Here is a 17157-nt window from a genome sequence, read left to right on the forward strand (position 1 = left end):
GACGAAAATATAGCGCGCCGCGGGCGCGAGCGCAGCCCCGCGCCGCGGGCGATCGTCGTCGCAGCGCAGCAATTCGCGCGGTGCGCGCGTTCTAGTTCAGGGACGGCCCGATGCGCGCGCCGAGCAGCAGCGTGAGGCCGAAGGCGAGCACGAGAAGCGCGGCGAGAAGCTCGGCTGAGCGCAGCAGCGTTTCGGCGCGCCGCGATTTTCGCGCGGCGAGACGCGCGGCGAAATCCTTCGCGAAGACGGACGTCGCCGCCAAGGCGCCGGTGGTGATCGCCGTGCCGGCCGACATCAGCAGCGTCGCGCCGGCTCCGGCGATAAACACGCCTTGTGACAGGGTGAAGACGAGCACGAGAATGGCGCCGGAGCAGGGGCGAAGCCCCGCCGCGACGACAGTCGTCAGCGCATCGCCCCAGCGAAAGCCGGCGCCGAGGCGAGCGGCGTCGATCGCATGCATATGACCGCAATCCGGGCCGTGGAGATGCGTCGGATCGTCGACGGCCTCGCAGGCGAAGGCGCCGCGTCGCGTCATGGCGAGGGCCGGCGCCGGCTCCCGCAACGCCGCGAGCAGCGCGCGCCCTTTGACATAGGCGAGGCGCGCCCCGACAGCGGCTATCGCGGCGTAGCTCGCCGTTTCGATCCATGTCGCCGCCTCGGTCATCCGTTGCGCGGTGGCGCCGAAGAGGATCGCCGCCACGCCGACGAGCGCGATAGCCACGCCGCCCTGCAGCAGCGCGGCGAGCGCGGCGAGCGTCAGCCCGCGCTTCAGCGCCGTTTCATTGGCGATCATATAGGAGGCGAGCACCGCTTTGCCATGCCCCGGCCCGGCGGCGTGGAACACGCCATAGGCGAAACTCGCAGCCGCCAGAGTCACGAAGGCGTAGCGGTCGGTCTTCAGCGCTTTTGCGGCGCTCTGCAGCTCCATGTGGAATTTGCTCTGCCATGCGAGCAGGAGGCCGGCGAGGCCGTTCGCCGCGCCGATCGGGCCCTCCGAGGGGCCGACGGCGAAAGGATGACGCGCCGCCTGGGCGAATGCGGCGTCCTGCAGAAGGAAGATCGCCCCCAGCGCCGCGGCTGCGAGCGCGCAATCCCGCGGCGAAACCTTCACGGGCAGGCCACGACGATGCGCGCCGCGAGCTTCATGCCGAAATCGGCCCCGGGCGACATATTGGCGAAAAAGGCCTCGCTGAGCTTTTGCGTGTCGATCGCGAGCAGCGGCTTCGGCTCCACGACGCTCGTCGAGCAGCCCGCCGGCGCCTTTGTCAGCGTCACCGCATTCTGCTTCTCGAGATCGAAGGCGACGAAATAGGTGGGATCGTAAATCTGGAAGGAGAAGGGCTTTTGCGCCGGCAGGGGCTTTTCCAGCGGCAAAGTGAAATGCATGGTGACGATCTTCTTGTCGTCGGCCTCGAGCCAGACGTCCTCGGGCGGGCCGAAGGCGGTCTTGGCGTTCTGATATTTGGCGAAAGTGAAATAGTCGAATTCGGCGAGCGATTCGGCGTTGGTCTTGGCGAGGGGGGCGAGCTCCTCGCGGCTCGGCGGCTTGCCGTCCTTGCCGAGGCCCTGAAGCGCGAAGGCCGAATACATGTCGTCGAAGGTCCAGGCGTGGCGCACGCCTTTGATCTTGCCGTCGTCGGTGAACAGCACCTCGCTGCGCACCGCGACCCACACATGGGGATGCGCGACGGCGGGAGCGGCGGCGAGCGTGGCGACGATCAGCGAAACAAATCCGTGTCTCATCGACATTTTGGGCTCTCGGGGCAGGCTCTCGGGCGGCTCTCGCCTCGGTCTGCCGCGGCGTGTGGTCGTGCCGTGGCGCGGGTCTCCATCTCGCGAATCGCTCCCGTTCCGCGCGCTGTCCTCTAGGCGCCGAAGACGGCGGAAACAGGGCTGGCCGGCCTGTTTCGACAGCTTTTTTGCGCCTGCGAAGGCTGGCTTGCTGGCCTCGTGCGTCGTGACGTATAATGTCACGCCCGACGCCGCAATGACAAGCCGGGCGGGCGGCTCCGGGGCGGCGGCCGCCGCCTCGAAACGCGGACGGAATACGGATTTTCACGTATGAGGAGGACGGGAGTCTTTCCGCCGACGCGCAAATCCGCAATATGACCTTCGGAAGCGCCCCGCGCGAGAGCTTTCGAGCGGGAACGCTTCAAATGGAGAGCCGGCCCGCGCCCCTCTCCGAGACGATGACGTCGCGCGGCCCTGCGCGAGCGGGGCTCCCTCTCCGCGAGGGCTTCGCGCCGAGCGAGGAGAGAATTCGAATGGCGGAAAAAGTCGCCGGCGCCCTAAAAACCGGCTCCGCCTTCGGTGACGTCTCCCTCGCCGACCGTTTCGATCTCTCCAAGACTCATGTGCTGCTCAACGGCACGCAGGCGATCGTGCGTCTTCTGCTGATGCAGAAGGAGATGGATCGTCGCGCCGGCCTGCGCACGGCGGGCTTCGTCTCCGGCTATCGCGGCTCGCCGCTCGGCGGCATAGACGCGCAGCTGCATCGCGCCAAGCAGCTCTTCGACAAGAGCGATATTTTGTTCATGCCGGGCCTCAACGAGGATCTTGCCGCCACCGCCATTTGGGGCGCGCAGCAGGCCGAGATGCGCGGCGAGGGCAAATATGACGGCGTCTTCTCCGTCTGGTACGGCAAGGGGCCGGGCGTCGATCGCTCCGGCGACGCGCTGCGCCATGTCAATCTCGCCGGCTCCTCGCGCAATGGCGGCGTGCTGGCGCTGATGGGCGACGACCATACGGCCGAATCCTCCACCACGGCGCATCAGTCCGAATTTGTTTTCGTCGACATGATGATGCCGATCCTCTCGCCCGCCGGCGTGCAGGAGATTCTCGATTACGGCCTCCTCGGCTTCGCGCTGTCGCGCTATGCCGGCGTCTGGGTGGGCTTGAAGCTCATCAAGGATACGGTCGAATCGACCGCCTCCATCGACGGCTCGTTCGATCGCGTGCGTCCTGTCGCGCCGCTCGATTTTCTGATGCCGCCGGGCGGCCTCAACATACGTCCGCGCGATCCTGTGCTGACGCAGGAAGAGCGCATGCAGGAGAGCAAGCGCGACGCCATGCTCGCCTTCATCCGCGCCAATCGCCTCAATCGCATCATCACCTCCGGCGGGCCCAGCGCCAAGATCGGCGTCATCACCGTCGGCAAGTCCTATCTCGACGTGCGTCAGGCGATGGACGATCTCGGCATAGACGAGGTGAAGGCCAATGATTACGGCCTGCGCCTCTATAAGATCGCCTGTCCCTGGCCGCTGGAGCCGCAAGGCCTGCGCGAGTTCGTGCGCGGGCTCGATCTCGTCATCGTCGTCGAGGAGAAGCGCTCGCTGATCGAGGTGCAGCTGCGCGAGCAGCTCTATGGCTCGTCGCATCAGCCCATCTGCATCGGCAAGAAGGACGAGGTGGGCGAATGGCTCTTCCCGGTGAAGGGCTCGCTCGACGCCAATGACGTCGCCATCGCCATTGGCCGGCGCCTGTTGAATTACGTTCGCTCCGATGATCTCGAGGGGCGCGTGCTCCGGCTCGAGCAGATGCAGGAGCGGCGCAAGGCGCTGACCGACGCGGGCGTGCGCGTGCCGCATTTTTGCTCCGGCTGCCCGCATTCGACATCCACCCATGTGCCGGAGGGCATGCGCGCCTATACGGGCATAGGCTGTCATTACATGGCGCAATGGATGGACCGCTCGACCGAGGGCTACACACATATGGGCGGCGAGGGCGCCAATTGGATCGGCGAGGCGCCCTTCTCGACGCGCAAGCATGTGTTCCAGAATCTCGGCGACGGCACCTATAATCATTCCGGCTCGCTGGCCATTCGCTTCGCTGTCGCGACGAAGACGAACATAACTTTCAAAATTCTCTTCAACGGCGTCGTCGCCATGACCGGCGGACAGGCGCATGAGGGCGAGCTGACAGTCGAGTCGATCGCGCATCAAATGGCGGCGGAGGGCGTCGCCAAAATCGCGCTGGTGTCCGACGAGCCGCATAAATATTCATCGGTCATCCAATGGCCGCCGGGCCTCACCATCTATCATCGCAACGTCATCAACAGCGTGCAGAGCGAGCTGGCCGCGACAGATGGCGTCACCATTCTGATCTATGATCAGACCTGCGCGACGGAGAAGCGCCGCGGCCGCAAGCGCGGCGAATATCCCGACCCGGATGTGCGCGTCGTCATCAACGAGCTGGTCTGCGAAGGCTGCGGCGATTGCGGCCGCGCCTCCAATTGCGTGTCGGTGCAGCCGCTGGAGACGGAGTTCGGCCGCAAGCGCCGCATCGATCAGTCGAGCTGCAACAAGGACCTCTCCTGTCTCGAGGGCTTCTGCCCGAGCTTCGTCACCGTGCATGGCGCGCGCATGAAAAAGGCCGCGCCGACCAGCGAGACGCAATGTCCGCCGCCGCCAGAGCCCGCCGTTCCGCAGCTCGGCGCGACGCCTTACGGCGTGCTCGTCGCCGGCATTGGCGGGACGGGCGTCGTGACGGTCAGCGCCATTCTCGGCATGGCGGCGCATCTCGAGGGCAAGGGTGTCGGCGTCATCGACATGGCCGGCCTCGCGCAAAAGGGCGGCGCCGTCTATTGCCATGTGAAGATCGGCCGCACGCGCGGCGATGTTCACGCGATCCGCATTGCCGCGGGCGAGGCCGATCTCGTGCTCGGCTGCGATCTCGTCGTCGCCGGCGGCAAGCAGATTCTCGCGGCGATCGATCCCGCGCGCAGCCATGTCGTCGTCAATAGCGCCGAGGTGTTTCCGGGCGATATCGAGCGCGATCCCGATTTCGTGCTGCCGGCGGCGCGTATCGAGCGCGCCATACGCGAGGCCGCCGGCGAGCGGGTCGATTTCCTGAATGTGACGGAGCTGGCGCTGGCGCTGCTCGGCGATTCCATCGCCACCAATATGTTCATGCTCGGCTATGCGTGGCAGAAGGGCCTGCTGCCGCTGTCGGAAGCCGCTCTGCTGCGCGCGATCGAGCTGAATGGCGAGGCGGTGGCGATGAATCATTCCGCCTTCGCCTGGGGCCGCCGCGCCGCGCATGATCTTTCGAGCGTGACCTCCGTCGTCTCGTCATTGCGCGAGCGCAATCCCGCGCGTGACGCCTCGCGCACATTGGAAGAAGCGATCGAGCGCCGCGTCGCCTTCCTCACCGATTATCAGAACGCCTCTTACGCTGCGCGCTATCGCTCGAGAGTGGACGCCGTCGCGCGTCTCGAGAAAGAGCGCGCTCCGGGGACGAAAGAGCTCACCGAGGCGGTGGCGCGCGGCCTCTTCAAGCTGATGTCGGCCAAGGATGAATTCGAGGTGGCGCGCCTCTATACCGACGGCTCTTTCCAGCGCCAGCTCGCCGAAATCTTCGAAGGCGATCTGCGCATGGAGCTGCATCTCGCGCCCAATCTGGTCGCGTTCCAGCGCAAGAACGACATTGGCGGTTCACGCAAGATCACTTTCGGCCCGTGGATGTTCCTCGTGCTGAAATGGCTCGCGCGCTTCAAGGGCCTGCGCGGGACGCTCCTCGATCCCTTCCGCCCGGACAGCGACCGCATCGCCGAGCGCAAAATGCTCGCCGATTATCAAACGCTGCTGGACGATATTCTGCCGCATCTCTCGCCCGCCAATCATGCGACGGCGGTGGCGCTGGCGCGCATACCGGAGAAAATCCGCGGTTTCGGCAATATTCGCGCGCGCAGCGTGCTGGAGGCGCGCGCCGAGATCGCCCGTCTCTATGGCGAGTATTATGCGATACGAGCGGATGTGAAGATGGCGGCGGAGTGAGAGCGCACGAGAGTCTTTGTCAGAAAGGCGCGCTTCCTTCTCCCGCTTGCGGGAGAAGGAAGCGCGCCTCGAGATTTGCGTGTCTCGGAGCGGGGGAAAGCCGATAGCGAGTAGAATCCACTCGCTCCTCCCTCACCGCACCCGCGTCCAATCTTCCCCGCCACAAATATTCGTGCCATTCACGCAGCCTTCCAGCCGCATCACCTTCTCGCTGCGCATGGCGAGGCTCGCGGCGTAGTTCTGGCCGTCTCTCGCATTGTAGATGGTGCCGGCCCAGCTATTGGCGCCATTGGGCCGCAGAGTGAGGATCGGCAGGCCGAGCAGCGAGCGTTGACGCTGGCGCGGATCGGGGTTGTTCTCATCCGTCCCTTTGTCGGAGGTCCAGGCGATCTTGCCGCAGATCGCCTGGCCGCAGCGGGCGATCTGAATATGCGCGGTGCCGTCGGCGACTCGCCACTCGCCGATCGGATCGGCGAGCGCCGCGGTCGCGGCGACGGTAAAGATCGACGCGCAAATCCAGGACCGCTTCATCTCGAGCCTCCGTTTGAATAATCACGGGCGGGAGTATAGGGCTAAGCCATGCCTCAGACCAAGACGCCGGCCGCGGGGCCTCTCGCTGCGCCGCGGCAAAAGGCCGATCCGATCCGGGCGCTCATATTGGGGGGAACGAGCGAGGCGCGTGCGCTCGCCGCCCGTGTCGCCGGCGACGCGCGCCTTTATGCGGTGGTCTCGCTCGCCGGCCGCACCAGTGCGCCGCTCGCTTCTCCCTTGCCGACGCGCATCGGCGGCTTCGGCGGCGTCGAGGGGTTGAAGCGCTATCTCACGGAGGAGCGTGTCGACCGCGTGATCGACGCCACCCATCCTTTCGCCGCGCGAATGTCGGCCAATGCGCGAGCGGCCTGCGCCGCGCTCGGGCTGCCGCTGCTCGTCTACACGCGCGCGCCCTGGAGTCCTGTGGAGGGGGATCGCTGGATCGAGGTGGAGGATAACGCCGGAGCAGTCGCCGCGCTGGGCGAGGCGCCGCGGCGGGTGTTTCTCACCATCGGTCGCCTGGGGCTCGCGGATTTTCTTTGTGCGCCGCAGCATTATTATCTGATCCGAACGATCGATCAGCCGCCCGAAAACGATCTACCGCCACGCTACGATTTGATCCTGGAGCGTGGTCCTTTCGCTGTCGAGAGCGAATTGTCCCTGATGCGCGAGACGAAGATCGATAGGGTCGTCTCCAAGAACAGCGGCGGCCGCGAGACCTACGCCAAGATCGAAGCCGCGCGCGCGCTCGGACTGGATGTCGTGATGGTCACGCCGCCGCGCGGCGGCGATGCGCGCGTCGTGCATGACGTCGAGGCGGCCGTGGCCTTTCTCTTTGGCGAGGGGCGATAGATGAGCGTCACATTGATGTTCCAGGGCACGGGCTCCGACGTCGGCAAGTCGCTCGTCGTCGCCGGTCTCGCGCGCGCGCTGGTGCGGCGGGGTCATCGCGTCGCGCCCTTCAAGCCGCAGAACATGTCGAACAACGCCGCGGTGACGGCGGACGGCGCCGAGATCGGCCGCGCCCAGGCGTTGCAGGCGCGCGCCGCGCGTCTCGAGCCGACGGCCGATATGAATCCCGTGCTGCTGAAACCGCAGGGCGCGGCCGGCGCGCAGGTCGTGGTGCGCGGAAAAATCATCGGCGCCGCTCGCGCGCGCGAATATCAGCAATGGAAGGCGGGCCTCATGTCCGCCGTGCTGGAGAGCTACGAGCGGCTGCGCGCAACAGCCGATATCGTGCTCGTCGAAGGCGCGGGCAGCGCGGCGGAGATCAATCTGCGCGCCAATGACATCGCCAATATGGGCTTCGCGCGCCGCGTCGACGCGCCGGTCGTCATCGTCGGCGATATCGATCGCGGCGGCGTCATCGCCCAGCTCGTCGGCTGCAAGGCTGTGCTCGATCCGGATGACGCGGCGCTGGTCCGCGGCTTCATCGTGAATAAATTCCGCGGCGATCCCTCTCTCTTCGACGACGGGATGCGTTTCATCGCCGAGCGCACCGGCTGGCGACCGCTCGGCCTCGCGCCCTATTTTCCCGATGCGGCGCGCCTGCCCGCCGAGGACGCCTTCGGCCTGCGCGGCGGCGCCTCCACGACCGGGGAGGGCGAATTGACGATCGCGACGCCGCTGCTGCCCAATATCGCCAATTTCGACGATCTCGATCCTTTGCGCGCCGAGCCCGGCGTGCGGCTCATGCTGGTTCGGCCGGGCGAGCCGCTGCCGGCCGAGGCGCGGCTCGTCATTCTGCCGGGCTCGAAGGCGACGATCGCCGATCTCGCCGCTTTCCGCGAGACGGGCTGGCACATCGACCTCGCCGCCCATATTCGTCGCGGCGGGCGCGTCTTCGGCATATGCGGCGGCTATCAGATGATGGGCTGGCGCATCGCCGATCCGCAGGGGCTCGAGGGTCCGCCCGGCGCGGTCGAGGGGCTCGGCCTGCTCGAAATGGAAACGGTCTTCGAGACCGAGAAAGTGCTGAAGCAGGTGAGAGGCGCGACCATCGCCGACGACATACCCTTCTACGGCTATGAGATGCACGCCGGCCGCACCGAAGGGGCCGATTGCGCGCGGCCGCTGCTGCGTTTCGAGGATGGGCGTTTCGATGGCGCAGCTTCCGCGGACGGGCGTTGCGCGGGCGTCTATGTGCATGGGTTTTTCGCCGACGATTCGTTGCGCGCCGCCTTTCTGCGCGCCAATGGCGCCACCGCCTCGGACCTTTCCTATGAGCAGTCGATCGAGGCGACGCTGGACGGCCTCGCGGAACATTTCGAGCGACATTTGGACGTGGACGCGCTTTTGGAGCTGGCGCGATGAGCGGGTCGCCGCCGATCGTCCATGGCGGCCGGCTCGATCTGGCGCGGGCGCGATTTCCCGAGGCGCCCGAGCCCTGGGTCGATCTCTCGACCGGCGTCAGCCCCTATCCCTATCCTTTTCCGCCCCTGGCGCCGGAAGTCTTCACCCGCCTGCCGGATGTCGCCGCGCTCGCCGCGCTGGAGCGGATCGCCGCCCGCGCCTATCGCGCCGGGCCGAAGGCGCATCTCGTCGCGGGAGCGGGGACGCAGGCCTTCATTCAATGGCTGCCGCGCATCCGGCCGGCGGCTCGGGTCGCGGTCCTCGGCCTCACTTATGAGGAGCACGCCGCCGCCTGGCGCGCCGCCGGCGCGAGCGTCGCGCGCGTCACGACGCTCGACGACATCCTCGCCGCCGAGGTCGGCGTCGTCGTCAATCCCAATAATCCGGATGGTCGTCTCGAGCCGGCTGCGCGCCTCGCCGAGACCGCGCGGCGCATGGCGGCGAAAGGCGGCTTGCTCATCGTCGACGAGGCCTTCGCCGATTTTCTTCCCCCCGAGGCCAGCCTCGCGCCGCTCGCCGGCGAGCCGGGCCTCATTCTGTTGCGTTCCTTCGGCAAAGCCTATGGACTGCCGGGCGTGCGGCTCGGCTTCGCCCTTTGCGGCGCGGAGCTGGCGGCGCGGCTGCGGGCGACGCTCGGCCCCTGGAGCGTCGCCGGCCCGGCGCTGGCGATCGGGGCTGCGGCGCTCGCTGATCCGGCCTGGCTCGCGGCTCGCGGCGCCGAGCTCGCGGCGGACGCCGCCCGGCTCGACGCGCATCTGGTCGCGGCCGGCTTCGAAATCGTCGGCGGCGTGGCGCTTTTTCGCCTCGCGCGCCATGCGGCTGCGGATCGATGGTTTGCGCATCTCGCCCGGCGCGGCATATTGACGCGCAGGTTCGGCGAACGGCCGGATTGGCTTCGTTTCGGCCTGCCGGCGACGCCCGCCGCGCAGGAGCGGCTCGAAAGAGCATTGGAGAGCGGACGAGATGGCCTTCCAGCCGGCGAATGATCATCCCGAGGCGGCGCTCGTCAGCAACGAGCCCTTCTCCGAAGACGAACGCGCCGCGGTCTATCGCGCCATTCACACGCGACGCGACGTGCGCGACGAATTCCTGCCCGACGAATTGTCGGAGGCGGCGGTGATGCGTCTGCTCGACGCGGCGCATCACGCCCCTTCGGTGGGCTTCATGCAGCCGTGGAACTTCCTCCTCATACGCGACACTGCGCTGCGTGGGGCGGTCCACGCCGCTTTCGAGCGCGCCGCCGCGGCCGAGGAGGCGCTGCTGCCGCCGGAGCGGCGCGCGCAATATCGAAGTCTGAAACTACAGGGAATTCTGAAGGCGCCGCTGAATGTCTGCATCACCTGCGACCGCGCGCGGCAGGGACCGACCGGGCTCGGCCGCACTCAGCAGCCGGAGGCCGACCTCTTGTCCACGGCCTGCGCGGTGCAGAATTTCTGGCTGGCGGCGCGGGCCGAGGGGATCGGCGTCGGCTGGGTCAGCATTTTGCGCGAGCAGGATCTGCGCGATATCCTCGGCATACCGCCGGAGATCGCCATTGTCGCCTATCTCTGCGTCGGCCGCGTCGCCCAGGCCTATGCGCGGCCGGAGCTCGAGGTCCGGCAATGGGCGAAGCGGCTGCCGCTCGAGGAATTGATCTTCTCCGATCAGTGGGGAAAACGCGTAAAGAATTCCATGGTTTGACTAGGTTACAAAAACGACAAGGTTTTGTGATTTTTTCTCCCTCCTGGGCGACGCTCGCCTTTTGACCTTCCGATGAAGGTCTCTATAGTGAGCGCACGGCGCAGAAGGCGGACGCGCCGCGACGGGGGCCATATTTTGCCCGCGGTATGCGTCTTGCTTGCCTTTTGGCCGGCAATCGTGGGGTCGGATTTATGAAACCAGCGGATTATGAGCTCGTTTACGACAAGACCCTGCCGCTCTCGAACACGACGACTCTCACTGTCGCGGAAGTTCCCGATCGGCTCGAAGATCTTCTTCATTTGCTCGGCGAAGCGATGATCGGCGGCTTCGGCAATCATGCGCGGCTGACGGAAATCCATTTGCCTATGGCGCGTTTTCCACAAATGGACTCCAAATTCTGGCATATTCCGGTCGAGGATTGCGGCGCGCATCCGGTGCTTCGACTGTTTTTCGAGGCGCAGAGCGATTTCTCGCACTGAAGATCGGCGGCCGTCCGGTGGAGGAGAGCGAGCAAGGCTCGCATCGCGAGCGACGGGCGGGAAATCCTATTACCCTTGCGCTGTCCGTGGCTCCATGCCGGGCGGCTGGATGCTTGGCGCTTCCGGCGCGGGCCGTGGGCGGCGGCTCTCCAGCTTGCTCATCAGCAAATAGATGACCGGCGTCGTATAGAGCGTCAGCAGCTGGCTGAGCAGCAGCCCGCCGACGATGGTGACGCCGAGCGGACGCCGCATTTCCGCGCCGATCCCACTCGCGAAGGCGAGCGGCAGAGCGCCCAGCATGGCGGCGAGCGTCGTCATCAGGATCGGCCGGAAGCGCTCCACCGCCGCTTCCATCGCCGCGTCCCGCACCGAAAAGCCCTTTTCGCGCTCGGCGTGCAAGGCGAAGTCGACGAGCATGATGCCGTTCTTCTTGACGATGCCGATGAGAAGCAGAATGCCGATGAAGGCGATCAGCGTGAATTCCGTGCCGAAGGCCTCCAGCGCCAGCAGCGCGCCGAGGCCGGCCGAGGGCAGGGTGGAGATGATCGTCACCGGATGGGCGAAGCTCTCGTAGAGCACGCCGAGGATGATGTAGACCGCGAGCAGCGCCGCCAGTATCAGCCAGGCCATGCCCGAGGAGAGCTTGCGGAAATCCTTGGCGTCGCCGGCGAAATCCGCCTGCACGCCATTGGGGAGCTGCATTTCGTCGGTCGCCGCGAGAACGGCCTTGGCGGCGGCGTCCAGCGTTTGGCCGGGCGCGATGTTGAAGGTGATCGTCGCCGCCGGCAGCACGCCCTGATGATTGACGACCAGCGGCATGGTTCCGCGCTCTATGTGGGCGACGGCGGTGAGCGGAACCTGGGTTCCGTCGCTGGCCGAGACATAGAGGCCGGAGAGGTCGCGCGGATCGCGCTGGCGCGACAGCGGCGCCTCGACGACGACGCGATATTGGTTGCGCTGGGTGTAGATGATCGAGTCCTGGCGCTGGCCGAAGGAGCTGTTGAGCGCCGCGTCGATCGCCTGAATCGGCACGCCCATGCGGGAGGCCGCGGTGCGGTCGATGACGACATCGGCTTTCAGCGCGCCCTGTTGCCGATCGGTGGTGACGTCGGCGAGCTCCGGCAGGCGCTTGAGGCGGGCGAGTAGCTTGGGCGTCCATTCCTCTAGCTCGTCGACCGAGGAGGCTGTGACGGTATATTGATATTGCGCCTTGCTCTGGCGTCCGCCCGACCGCAGATCCTGCGACGGCGCCATATAAACGCCGAGGCCGGCGATCTTGCCGAACTCCTGACGCAACCGCGCGAGCACCTCGAAGCTCGAGGACTTGCGCTCATTGGCCGGCTTCAGCGCCAGGAACAGCCGCCCCTGATTGCCCGACATCGTCAGATTGGTCGCGCCGACGAAGGAGCCGACATTGACGACGTCCGGATCGGCGGCGGCGATGGCCGCGGCCTTCTTCTGCAACGCGACCATGTCGGTGAAGGAGATATCCGCCGAGGCTTCCGTCGTGCCATTGAGCAGGCCGATGTCGTCCTGCGGCAGATTGCCTTTCGCGATCGTGCTGTAGAGGTAGACGGTCGAAGCGACCGTCAGCACGATGACGACGAGCGTCACCCAGGGATGGTCGACGACGGGGCGCAGGCTGCGCGCATAGAGTCCGATGAGCCGCGCTAGCGCGCCCTCGACCAGACGGTCGAAACGCGACGGCGTCTCGCGCTTCGGCGAGGGCAGATGCGCGCAGATCATCGGCGTCACCGTCAGCGAGACGATCGTCGAGATGACGATGGCGAAGGTGAGGGTGAAGGCGAATTCGCGCAGCAGCCGTCCGAAGACGCCGTCCATCAGCAGCAGCGGAATGAACACGGCGATCAGCGACAGGCTGATCGACACCACGGTGAAGCCGATCTGCTGCGCGCCGGCGAGGGCCGCCTCCATGCGCCCCATGCCGCGCTCGACATTGGTCTCGATGTTCTCGATCATGACGATGGCGTCGTCGATGACGAAGCCGACGGCGATGGTGAGCGCCATCAGCGACAGATTGTCGATCGAATATCCCGCGACCCACATGGCGGCGCAGGAGCCGACCAGCGACAGAGGCACGGTCACCGCCGCGGCGAAGACGGGCGTCGCGCGGCGCAGGAAAACGAACACGACCGCCATCACCAGACAGATCGAGACGAACATCGTGTTCTGAATCTCGGAGACGCTGGCGCGGATCGTCTGCGTCCGGTCGGAGAGGATCGAAATATCGACGCCGCTCGGAATCCATTTCTGCAGCTCGGGCAGCAGCGCCTTCACCTGATCGACCATGGCGATCACATTGGCGTTGGGCTGCCGCGTCACGATGATGAGGACCGCCGGCTTGCCGTTGAACCAGCCGGCCGCCAGCCGATTGCGCACGCCGCGCTCCACAGTGGCGATGTCGCCGAGCTTGACCACGGCGCCATTGGCCGCCGCGACGACGATGTCGCGAAATTCGCGCGGGGTCGACAGCTGATCGCTGGCTCCGAGCGTCCGGCCGAGCTGCTCGCCATTCAGCGCGCCGAGCGGGGAGAGAACATTGGCGGAGGCGATCGCATTCGCCACAGTGTCGACGCCGACGCCCATGACGGCGAGGCGCGCCGGATCGACCTGCACGCGGATGGCCGGCTGCTCGGCGCCGGCGATCCGCACTTCGGCGACGCCGGGCACTTGCGAGATGCGCTGGGCGATGACCGTATCGGCGGCGTCGAATATGGCGCTCGTCGGCAGCGTCTCCGAGGTCAGCGCGAGAACGATGGACGGCACCGTCGCCTGGCTCGCCTTGCGGAATGTCGGCAGGATCGGCAGGTCGGAGGGCAGGTCGGTCGCCGCGGCGTTGATCGCCGCCTGCACGTCGCGCGCGGCGGAATCGATGTTTCGATTGATGTCGAATTGCGCGATGATCTGCGTCTGGCCGAGCGAGCTTACCGAGGTGAGCTCGGTGACGCCCGAGATTCCGGAAAGACGGCGCTCCAGCGGCGCGGCGACCGAGGCGGCCATTGTGGCGGGAGCGGCGCCGGGCCGCGCCGCCACGACGCCGATCGCCGGAAAATCGATGGCCGGCAGGCTCGCGACAGGCAGGAAGAAATAAGCGACGGCCCCCACCAGAAACAGCGCGATCGCGAGCAGGCTCGTGCCGATCGGCCTCTGGATGAAGGGCGCGGAGATGTTCACTCCGCCGCCTCCTTGCGCTCGGAGGGCGGCGCGGCGGGCGCAGCGGGCCGCGGCTGCTGCGTCGACGACCCGTGCAGCAATTCGCGCAGGCGCGTGCGCAGCCGGTCGACGGCGAGATAGATGACCGGCGTCGTATAGAGCGTCAGCAGCTGCGACAGAACGAGGCCGCCGATGATCGACACGCCGAGCGGAATGCGCAGCTCGCTGCCGGGGCCGCTCGCCAGCGCCAGCGGCAGCGCGCCGAGCAGCGCCGCGAGCGTCGTCATCATGATCGGCCGGAAGCGCAGCCGGCAGGCGCGCACGATCGAATCGAGAGGCGCGAGCCCGTCGTTCTTCTCCGCCTCCAGCGCGAAGTCGATCATCATGATGGCGTTCTTCTTGACGATGCCCATCAGCAGCACGACGCCGATCAGCGCCACCAGCGACATGTCGAGCCCGGTCGCCATCAGAGCGAGCAGCGCGCCGACGCCGGCCGAGGGCAGCGTCGTCAGCACGGTGAAGGGGTGGGCGTAGCTCTCATAGAGCACGCCCAGCACCACATAGATGGCGATGGCGGCGGCGAGGATGAGCCAGGGCTCGCTGGCGAGCGATTTACGAAACTCCGCCGCATCGGCGCTGAACAGGCCGATGATGGAGGAGGGCAGGCCGATCTCGCGCTCGGCGCGCGTGATCGCCTCCACGGCGTCGCCGAGCGCGGCGCTGGGCGCGAGGTCGAAGCTGATCGTCGCCGCGGGAAATTGCTCCTGATGCGCGACGGCGAGCGGCGCAGTCGTCTGCTCCACGGAGACAAAGGTCGAGATCGGCGTCTGCGCGCCGCCGCCGGCGGGCGCGACATAGAGCTTGTCGAGCGCGGTGGGGTCGCGCTGATATTGCGGCGCCGCCTCCAATATCACGCGATATTGGTTGGATTGGGCGTAGATGGTGGAGATTTGCCGCTGGCCGAAAGCGTCGTTCAGCGTGTCGTCGACATTCTGCGCGGTGATGCCGAGCCGCCCCATCCGCTCGCGGTCGATGCGCAGGAAGGTGCGCAGCCCGCCATTCTGCGTCTCGGCGGCGACATTGCGGAACACGCCGTCGCGGCGGATCTCGTCGATGAGCTTCTGGGACCAAAGTTGCAGCTCGGCCGCGTCCGGCGCCGTCAGCGTATATTGATATTGCGAGCGGCTGGCGCGCGTCGTGATCTGTATGTCCTGCACGGGCTCGATAAAGACGGACGCGCCGGGGATGCGCTCGGCGGCCTTCTTCAGCCGCTCGGCGATCTCGTCGGCGCCGACGCTGCGCACGTCGCGCCCGCGCAGCGTGACCGACATATGGCCGACATTGGTGGTGGCGTTGAGCGGGCCGACGCCGAGCACCGAGACGGTTCCTGTCGCCTCCGGCTCGGCCTCGAAGATTTTCGAGACCTCGGCCTGCAGCTTGGTCATCGTCTCGAAGGAGGCGTCGGGCGAGCCCTCCAGCACGACATTGAGCAGGCTCGTGTCCTGGCGCGGCAGGAAGCCCTTGGGGATGAGCGCGTAGAGCGCGATGGTGAGCGCCAGAGTGCCGAAGGTCAAAGCCAGCATCAGCTTCTGCCGGCCGAGCGCCATGGCGAGCGTCTTGGCGTAGAATTCGTCGAGCCAGGCGGAAAAGCCGCCGGCCGCCGGCTCGTGAGCGCCGTGTCCCGCGCCCGGCTTCAGCAGCTTGGCGCAGAGCATCGGCGTCAGAGTGAGCGAGATGATCGCCGAGACGACGACCTGCGCTGTGAGCGTCAGCGCGAATTCGCGGAACATGCGGCCGACGAGGCCGGTCATGAACAGAAGCGGGATGAACACCGCCACGAGCGAGACGGTGAGCGAGATCACCGTGAAGGCGATCTCCCGCGCGCCGTCGAGCGCGGCGCGATGCGGCGTCTTGCCGAGCTCTATGTTGCGGACGATGTTCTCGATCATCACGATGGCGTCGTCGACGACGAAGCCGGCGCCGATGGTCAGCGCCATCAGCGACAGATTGTCGAGCGAGAAGCCTGCGAGCGACATGATCGCGAAAGTGGCGATAATCGACAGCGGCAGGCTGACGCCGGCGATGACGGTCGCGCGCCAGCTGCGCAGGAACACGAGCACCACCAAAATCACCAGCGCCGTCGCCAGAACGAGGGTGAACTCCACATCCTCGATCGAGGCGCGGATCGTCTGGGTGCGGTCGTTGACGACGTCGAGCGACATGCCCTTGGGCAGACCGCGCTTGATGTTGGGCAGCTCCTTGTGGAGCTGATCCACCGTGCTGATGATATTGGCGCCGGGCTGGCGCTGCACGTCGAGGATGATCGCCGGCTCGCCGCGATACCAGCCGCCGACCCGCGCATTCTCCAGCCCGTCGAGGACTGTGGCCACATCGCGCAGCATGATCGGCGCGCCATTGCGATAGGCGACGACGACCGTCTCGAACTGCCGCGCCGCCTTCAGCTGGTCATTGGCGTCGAGCGTGTAGGATTGGTGGAGGCCGTCGAGCGAGCCCTTGGCGCCGGCGACATTGGCGGCGGCGATGGCGCCGCGCAAATCCTCCATGCTCATGCGATTGGCGGCGAGCCGGGCGAGATCGGCCTGTATGCGCACCGCCGGGCGCACGCCGCCCTCCACCGCCACATGGCCGACGCCCGGGACTTCCGAGAGGCGCGGCGCGATCAGCGTGTCGGCGACGTCGCTCAATTGCCGCATGGTGGCGGTCTTGGAGCGCAGGGTCAGCGTGACGACGGGCGTGTCGGCCGGATTGACCTTCGAATAGACGGGCGGATAGGGCAGGGTGCGCGGCAGCGTCGATGCGGCGGCGTTGATCGCCGACTGCACGTCCTGCGCGGCGGCGTCTATGTCACGGTCGAGCTCGAATTGCAGAGTGATCTGCGACAGGCCGAAGGCGCTCTGCGACGACATCGTCTGCAGCGACGGGATCTGTCCGAATTGGCGTTCGAGCGAGGCCGTCACCAGCGCCGCCATCGTGTCGGGATTGGCGCCCGGCAATTGCGTCGTGACCTGGATGGTTGGGAAATCGACCTGCGGCAGCGGCGAGACCGACAGACGGGCATAGCCCAATATGCCGAACAAAAGCACGGCGAAGCTCAGCAGCGAGGTCGCCACCGGCCGTTCGATGAAGGGCGTCGACACGCTCATCTT

General features: G+C 66.7%; 11 protein-coding genes. 6 read left to right on the plus strand and 5 right to left on the minus strand.

Going from position 1 to position 17157, the window contains the following annotated elements; genetic code table 11:
* Positions 1 to 91: 91 nt before the first annotated feature.
* The gene (locus IY145_RS17070) at positions 92 to 1111 is read right to left on the minus strand and encodes a nickel/cobalt transporter (protein WP_312030604.1); all 1020 of its coding nucleotides are present in this window, start codon (positions 1109 to 1111) and stop codon (positions 92 to 94) included.
* Positions 1108 to 1749 (minus strand): DUF1007 family protein, encoded by a 642-nt coding sequence (locus IY145_RS17075; RefSeq protein ID WP_409455311.1) that lies wholly within the window; start codon positions 1747 to 1749, stop codon positions 1108 to 1110. Before IY145_RS17075 ends, IY145_RS17070 begins: the two co-directional genes overlap by 4 nt.
* A gap of 515 nt (positions 1750 to 2264) precedes the next feature.
* On the opposite strand from IY145_RS17075, the gene IY145_RS17080 reads away from it, so the two are divergent.
* Positions 2265 to 5774 (plus strand): indolepyruvate ferredoxin oxidoreductase family protein, encoded by a 3510-nt coding sequence (locus tag IY145_RS17080; RefSeq protein WP_196409312.1) that lies wholly within the window; start codon positions 2265 to 2267, stop codon positions 5772 to 5774.
* Between the two features lie 132 nt (positions 5775 to 5906).
* On the opposite strand, the gene IY145_RS17085 is transcribed toward IY145_RS17080, so the two are convergent.
* Positions 5907 to 6305 (minus strand): DUF2147 domain-containing protein, encoded by a 399-nt coding sequence (locus IY145_RS17085; protein ID WP_196409313.1) that lies wholly within the window; start codon positions 6303 to 6305, stop codon positions 5907 to 5909.
* A gap of 48 nt (positions 6306 to 6353) precedes the next feature.
* Here IY145_RS17085 and IY145_RS17090 point away from each other — a divergent pair, with 48 nt between their 5' ends.
* From IY145_RS17090 to IY145_RS17110, 5 genes are all read left to right on the plus strand, one after another.
* Positions 6354 to 7157 (plus strand): cobalt-precorrin-6A reductase, encoded by an 804-nt coding sequence (locus IY145_RS17090; protein WP_196409314.1) that lies wholly within the window; start codon positions 6354 to 6356, stop codon positions 7155 to 7157.
* Positions 7158 to 8618 (plus strand): cobyric acid synthase, encoded by a 1461-nt coding sequence (locus IY145_RS17095; RefSeq protein WP_196409315.1) that lies wholly within the window; start codon positions 7158 to 7160, stop codon positions 8616 to 8618.
* On the plus strand, positions 8615 to 9643 hold the full coding sequence (cobD, locus tag IY145_RS17100) for a threonine-phosphate decarboxylase CobD (protein ID WP_196409316.1): 1029 nt from the start codon (positions 8615 to 8617) through the stop codon (positions 9641 to 9643). The genes IY145_RS17095 and cobD overlap by 4 nt, the downstream gene beginning before the upstream one ends.
* Positions 9621 to 10337, plus strand: a complete 717-nt coding sequence (gene bluB, locus IY145_RS17105; RefSeq protein WP_196409317.1) for a 5,6-dimethylbenzimidazole synthase — start codon at positions 9621 to 9623, stop codon at positions 10335 to 10337. Before cobD ends, bluB begins: the two co-directional genes overlap by 23 nt.
* Before the next feature lie 191 nt (positions 10338 to 10528).
* Positions 10529 to 10816: a hypothetical protein gene (locus IY145_RS17110; protein ID WP_196409318.1), complete on the plus strand. Its 288-nt coding sequence runs from the start codon at positions 10529 to 10531 to the stop codon at positions 10814 to 10816.
* Positions 10817 to 10885: 69 nt separating this feature from the next.
* Here IY145_RS17110 and IY145_RS17115 read toward each other — a convergent pair whose 3' ends face one another.
* Together IY145_RS17115 and IY145_RS17120 are read right to left on the minus strand one after the other, a co-directional pair.
* Positions 10886 to 14011 carry an efflux RND transporter permease subunit gene (locus IY145_RS17115; RefSeq protein WP_196409319.1) on the minus strand — a complete coding sequence of 1042 codons (3126 nt, stop codon included), beginning with the start codon at positions 14009 to 14011 and terminating at the stop codon, positions 10886 to 10888.
* Positions 14008 to 17154: an efflux RND transporter permease subunit gene (locus tag IY145_RS17120; protein WP_196409320.1), complete on the minus strand. Its 3147-nt coding sequence runs from the start codon at positions 17152 to 17154 to the stop codon at positions 14008 to 14010. The genes IY145_RS17115 and IY145_RS17120 overlap by 4 nt, the downstream gene beginning before the upstream one ends.
* Positions 17155 to 17157: the final 3 nt, after the last annotated feature.

It is taken from the genome of Methylosinus sp. H3A (genome assembly GCF_015709455.1).
Lineage (GTDB): Bacteria > Pseudomonadota > Alphaproteobacteria > Rhizobiales > Beijerinckiaceae > Methylosinus.

What these genes read in the sequence shown, in the direction of transcription:
- IY145_RS17075 (WP_409455311.1), bottom strand. Translation starts at nt 1,749, where the DNA reads ATGTCGATGAGACACGGATTTGTTTCGCTGATCGTCGCCACGCTCGCC.
- IY145_RS17080 (WP_196409312.1), top strand. Translation starts at nt 2,265, where the DNA reads ATGGCGGAAAAAGTCGCCGGCGCCCTAAAAACCGGCTCCGCCTTCGGT.
- IY145_RS17085 (WP_196409313.1), bottom strand. Translation starts at nt 6,305, where the DNA reads ATGAAGCGGTCCTGGATTTGCGCGTCGATCTTTACCGTCGCCGCGACC.
- IY145_RS17090 (WP_196409314.1), top strand. Translation starts at nt 6,354, where the DNA reads ATGCCTCAGACCAAGACGCCGGCCGCGGGGCCTCTCGCTGCGCCGCGG.
- IY145_RS17095 (WP_196409315.1), top strand. Translation starts at nt 7,158, where the DNA reads ATGAGCGTCACATTGATGTTCCAGGGCACGGGCTCCGACGTCGGCAAG.
- cobD (WP_196409316.1), top strand. Translation starts at nt 8,615, where the DNA reads ATGAGCGGGTCGCCGCCGATCGTCCATGGCGGCCGGCTCGATCTGGCG.
- bluB (WP_196409317.1), top strand. Translation starts at nt 9,621, where the DNA reads ATGGCCTTCCAGCCGGCGAATGATCATCCCGAGGCGGCGCTCGTCAGC.
- IY145_RS17110 (WP_196409318.1), top strand. Translation starts at nt 10,529, where the DNA reads ATGAAACCAGCGGATTATGAGCTCGTTTACGACAAGACCCTGCCGCTC.
- IY145_RS17120 (WP_196409320.1), bottom strand. Translation starts at nt 17,154, where the DNA reads ATGAGCGTGTCGACGCCCTTCATCGAACGGCCGGTGGCGACCTCGCTG.